This window comes from Dethiosulfatibacter sp. (assembly GCF_983023055.1).
This window is the reverse complement of sequence record NZ_CEZJXU010000191.1, coordinates 1-4,604: the sequence shown is the minus strand read 5'-3', so window position 1 is coordinate 4,604 and position 4,604 is coordinate 1. Positions and strand designations below refer to the sequence as shown.

Here is a 4,604-nt window from a genome sequence, read left to right as displayed (position 1 = left end):
GCATTTTTGGGACTTGCCCAATGTGATGAGAAAGGAAATATAAATGTTAGTAAGTTTGGTCCTAAACTTACTGGTTGCGGTGGATTTATCAATATTACACAGAATTCTAAAAAAGTGTTTTTCTGCGGTACTTTTACTGCAGGAGGATTAAAAACAAAAATCGAAGACGGCAAGATGATTATTGATAATGAAGGAAAGAGGCTCAAGTTCAGAAAAGAAGTTGACCAGGTTACCTTCAGTGGTAATTATGCAAACAAGACAGGTCAGCCGATTTTATATATTACCGAAAGATGTGTCTTTGAACTTAGAAAAGACGGGTTGTGGCTCATGGAAATTGCGCCTGGAATAGATATGCAGAGTCAGATTCTTGATATGATGGAGTTCAAGCCTAATATAGCTGATGAAGTAAAATTGATGGATGAAAGAATTTTTAGAGAAGAAAATATGGGACTGGAATTGAAATAGTAAAAAATAAAATAATAAATAACATGTTTTTAAAAATTGGAGGATGAACATTATGAAAACTATGAGAATGCACCACGTTGGAATTGTACTCAATACAAGGGAAGCTGCTGACAAATTCCTTGAAACATTTAATTTGGAAGTTGATTATGAAGGGTTTGTTGAGGCTTATAAGGCAGAGTTGATATTCACAAAATATACTGAAAATGAAAGTCCGGTGGAATTGATTATTCCCGGAGAGGGCAGTCCTCTTAAGAATTTCAATAATGGAAAGGGAGGCATTGCACATATTGCTTATGAAGTTGAAGATATTGAGGCTATTCGTCAGGATTTTGAAAGCAAGGGGATGGAAATGCTTGAAGGCAGTGCCGTTCCGGGAACTAGCGATATTATTGTCAATTTCTTAAAACCAAAATACGGACAAGGAATACTTGTTGAGTACGTGCAAACTGTTGGTCCGATTCAAAGATAATAATCAGTAATAAGAAGCCAGTAATTTATTATTGGTAAAAGGAGGATATGTCATGTATACAATGGGAATTGACATTGGTTCTGCATCATCAAAAACTGTGATTTTAAAAGATGGCAAAGAAATAATATCAAGTGCAGTTGCTCAAATAGGAACGGGTTCAACTGGACCCAGCAAAGTAATGGCTGAAGCATTAGAAAATGCAAATCTGACAGAAGAAGACATTGAAAAGACTGTCACTACAGGGTATGGAAGGTTTTCAATAGCCAAGGCAGATAAACAGTTCAGTGAAATAAGCTGTCATGCCAAGGGAATACATTTTCTAATTCCATCTGCCAGGACTATAATTGATATTGGTGGTCAGGATGCAAAAGCCATTAAGCTTGACAAGACAGGAAGGGTAAGACAATTCTTCATGAATGACAAGTGTGCTGCCGGTACAGGAAGATTTCTTGATGTTATGTCAAGGATACTGGAAGTGGACTTAAGTGATATGGGTGAATATGATTCCATGGCAGATAAGCCATCAGTTGTAAGCAGTACTTGCACTGTGTTTGCTGAATCTGAAGTTATATCGCAGTTGTCAAAAGGCCTCAAGAAACAGAATATCATAGCAGGAGTTCATAACTCAACTGCTTCTAAAGCTTGTAGTCTGGCATACAGGGCAGGCATTGAGGATGATATAGTAATGTGTGGAGGAGTTGCACAAAACAAAGGCGTTGTTAGAGCAATTAGCGAGGAACTTGGCACTGATGTAATTGTTGCGCCGAATCCTCAGACAACAGGAGCTTTGGGCGCTGCAATTTATGCCTATGAAGCGACCTTGACCGAAGAAGCTATTTAGAATTGATACAGATGAAACAAACTACATTTCAATAATAAAAACTGCGGTGAAAACCGTGGATAAAAATAAAGAGAGGTAAAACATGAGTGATATTAAAGACGTTAAAGATATGAAAGCAAAAGAACTCCTTGGATACTATCAGGGTAAACTGGACGAAGAAGCGAGACAGGCAAAAAAAGACGGCAAGCTTGTATGCTGGTCTGCGTCTGTTGCACCACCAGAGTTTTGTGTGACTATGGACATAGCAATGGTATATCCTGAAACCCATGCGGCGGGAATAGGCGCAAGAAAAGGTGCTCCTGATATGCTTGAGGTTGCAGACAGGAAGGGATACAACATGGATACCTGTTCTTATGCAAGGGTAAACCTTGGATATATGGAACTGTTGATGGAAAAGGCGCGCACGGGAGTTACCCCTGAAAAACTTGCAAACTCGCCTGCAGCAGACGTTCCTTTGCCGGATATAGTAATAACTTGCAACAATATTTGTAACACTCTTCTGAAATGGTATGAGAACATTGCAGTAGAGCTTGACATACCATGTATAGTCATTGATGTTCCTTTCAATCATACAATGCCTATACCACAATATTCAAAGGACTATATTGCTGACCAGTTTGAAGAAGCAATAAAAATACTTGAAGAGACAACAGGAAAGAAATTCGATTATGACAAGTTTATGGAAGTACAAAAGCAGACACAAAGGTCTGTAGCGCAGTGGAACAGACTTGCAGCTCTTTCTTCACACAAACCATCTCCTCTAAATGGTTTTGATCTGTTTAGTTTTATGGCTCTTATAGTTTGTGCAAGAAGTCTTGACTATGCGGAAATAACATTCAAAAAGTTTGCTGATGAGTTAGAAGAGAATCTTAAGAATGAAATATATGCATTCAAGGGAAATGAGAAAAAACGTGTTACTTGGGAAGGAATCGCCGTATGGCCGTATCTGGGTCATACATTCAAAGGCCTCAAGAATCAAGGTAATTTGATGACAGGATCTGCATACCCTGGTTTGTGGAACCTTGAATATACACCTGGAGACATGAGCTCTATGGCTGAAGCCTATACAAGAATATATATAAACACTTGCCTGGACAACAAGGTCAAGGTACTTGGAGATGTAATATCAAATGGTAAGTGTGATGGTGTACTTTATCACCAGAACAGAAGCTGTAAGCTAATGAGTCTATTGAATTATGAGACTGCCGAGAGACTTCACGATGAAAATGGACTTCCATATGTAAGCTTTGACGGAGACCAGACGGATCCTAGAAACTTTGCACCGGCACAGTTTGACACAAGGATACAGGCACTTGATGAAATGATGAATGAGACTTTGGAGGAAAAATAATGAACAGAATAAATGTTATAATAAACGAATTGACAGAAATTTCAAAAAATCCTACAAAGGCTGTAGAGGATTTTACAAATAAAACAGGAAAGGGCGCAGTAGGTGTAATGCCTGTATACGCTCCGGAAGAAATAATACATGCATCGGGATATCTTCCTGTAGGAATTTGGGGTGGACAAAAAAGCATAAAGAAAGCAAGGACATATCTGCCACCATTTGCATGCTCAATAATGCAGTCTGTAATGGAAATGCAGATAGAAGGTGCTTACGATGATTTGAAAGCGGTATTAATATCTGTACCATGTGATACGCTTAAATGCATGAGCCAAAAATGGAAGGGATTATCACCTACAATAGTGTTTACACATCCCCAAAACAGAAAGATAAAAGGAGCAAACAGATTCCTCATTGAAGAATTTAAAATAATAAAAACCAAGCTGGAAAACATATTGGGAGTTGAAATAACTGACGAAGCAATTGAAAAGAGTATAGAAGTATATAATAAAAATAGAAGCGCAATGAGAGAATTTGTTAAAATTGCTGCAGATTATCCTCATATAATAGATCCTATAAGCAGACACGCTATAATAAAATCAAGATACTTTATGGAAAAATCAGAGCACACAGCATTGGTAAGTGAATTGAATGAAGAAATCAAAAAGCTAGACAGGAAAGAATGGAAAGGTAAAAAAGTTGTGTTAACAGGTATTACAGCAGAGCCTGACGAGCTTCTTGAAATATTCAAGGAATATGACATAGCCATAGCAGCTGATGACCTTGCACAGGAATCAAAGCAGTTTAGAATGGATGTACCTGCAGGGGATTCTCCATTATCCAGACTTGCTCAATGGTGGCAGAATTTTGACGGATGTTCACTTGCTACAAATGTTAAAAAGCCAAGAGGACAGATGCTTATTGATATGGTCAAGGAAAACAATGCTGATGCAGTAATAGTGTGCATGATGAAATTTTGTGATCCAGAAGAATTTGATTATCCAATTTACTACAAGCAGCTTCAGGATGCATCAATTGACAATATATATATAGAAATAGACCAAGAAACAACATCTTTCGAACAGATCAGAACAAGAATCAACAGTTTCAGCGAAATGCTTCAGTCGCAAGAATAAAACTTTATTAATGACATAAAATATAAACCCTTTTGTTGAGTCAAATTATATCAAATGGCTGTATAAATCTAAAAATATAGAAACTGACACGGCAATAATTACAGGTATGCTCGGGGATGAAAATGCTTGGATTGCCACTTCTTAATTGATTGAATTTAAATATGGTCTTTGATTAATGAACTAAAAAGAGCTGTCTCAATTGAGGCGGCTCTTTTATAACAATAGTAGAGGTGACACCATTGAAATATTCGGGGAAACCATTCAGTATAAAAAGCTTTTTTGTCGCAAATTTCATATTATTGGCATAACAATAAATATTTATGTATTACTTTGCAATTCACATATGTT

4 protein-coding genes and 1 pseudogene are annotated in these 4,604 nt (G+C 37.3%); all 5 read left to right on the top strand.

What is annotated here, in order from left to right; genetic code table 11:
- Positions 1–465 (top strand): annotated as a pseudogene (locus tag AC3AX0_RS07750) (3-oxoacid CoA-transferase); the annotation flags it as partial.
- A gap of 52 nt (positions 466–517) precedes the next feature.
- Positions 518–934 carry a VOC family protein gene (locus tag AC3AX0_RS07745; RefSeq protein WP_487549731.1) on the top strand — a complete coding sequence of 139 codons (417 nt, stop codon included), beginning with the start codon at positions 518–520 and terminating at the stop codon, positions 932–934.
- A 52-nt stretch (positions 935–986) separates the two neighbouring features.
- Positions 987–1,775 carry an acyl-CoA dehydratase activase gene (locus AC3AX0_RS07740; RefSeq protein WP_487549730.1) on the top strand — a complete coding sequence of 263 codons (789 nt, stop codon included), beginning with the start codon at positions 987–989 and terminating at the stop codon, positions 1,773–1,775.
- 82 nt (positions 1,776–1,857) lie between these two features.
- Positions 1,858–3,126: a 2-hydroxyacyl-CoA dehydratase subunit D gene (locus tag AC3AX0_RS07735; RefSeq protein WP_487549729.1), complete on the top strand. Its 1,269-nt coding sequence runs from the start codon at positions 1,858–1,860 to the stop codon at positions 3,124–3,126.
- On the top strand, positions 3,126–4,256 hold the full coding sequence (locus AC3AX0_RS07730) for a 2-hydroxyacyl-CoA dehydratase subunit D (protein WP_487549728.1): 1,131 nt from the start codon (positions 3,126–3,128) through the stop codon (positions 4,254–4,256). The genes AC3AX0_RS07735 and AC3AX0_RS07730 overlap by 1 nt, the downstream gene beginning before the upstream one ends.
- The last annotated feature ends 348 nt before the right edge of the window (positions 4,257–4,604 follow it).

Coding starts and splice junctions, on each gene's coding strand:
- AC3AX0_RS07745 (WP_487549731.1), top strand. CDS start 518: ATGAAAACTATGAGAATGCACCACGTTGGAATTGTACTCAATACAAGG.
- AC3AX0_RS07740 (WP_487549730.1), top strand. CDS start 987: ATGTATACAATGGGAATTGACATTGGTTCTGCATCATCAAAAACTGTG.
- AC3AX0_RS07735 (WP_487549729.1), top strand. CDS start 1,858: ATGAGTGATATTAAAGACGTTAAAGATATGAAAGCAAAAGAACTCCTT.
- AC3AX0_RS07730 (WP_487549728.1), top strand. CDS start 3,126: ATGAACAGAATAAATGTTATAATAAACGAATTGACAGAAATTTCAAAA.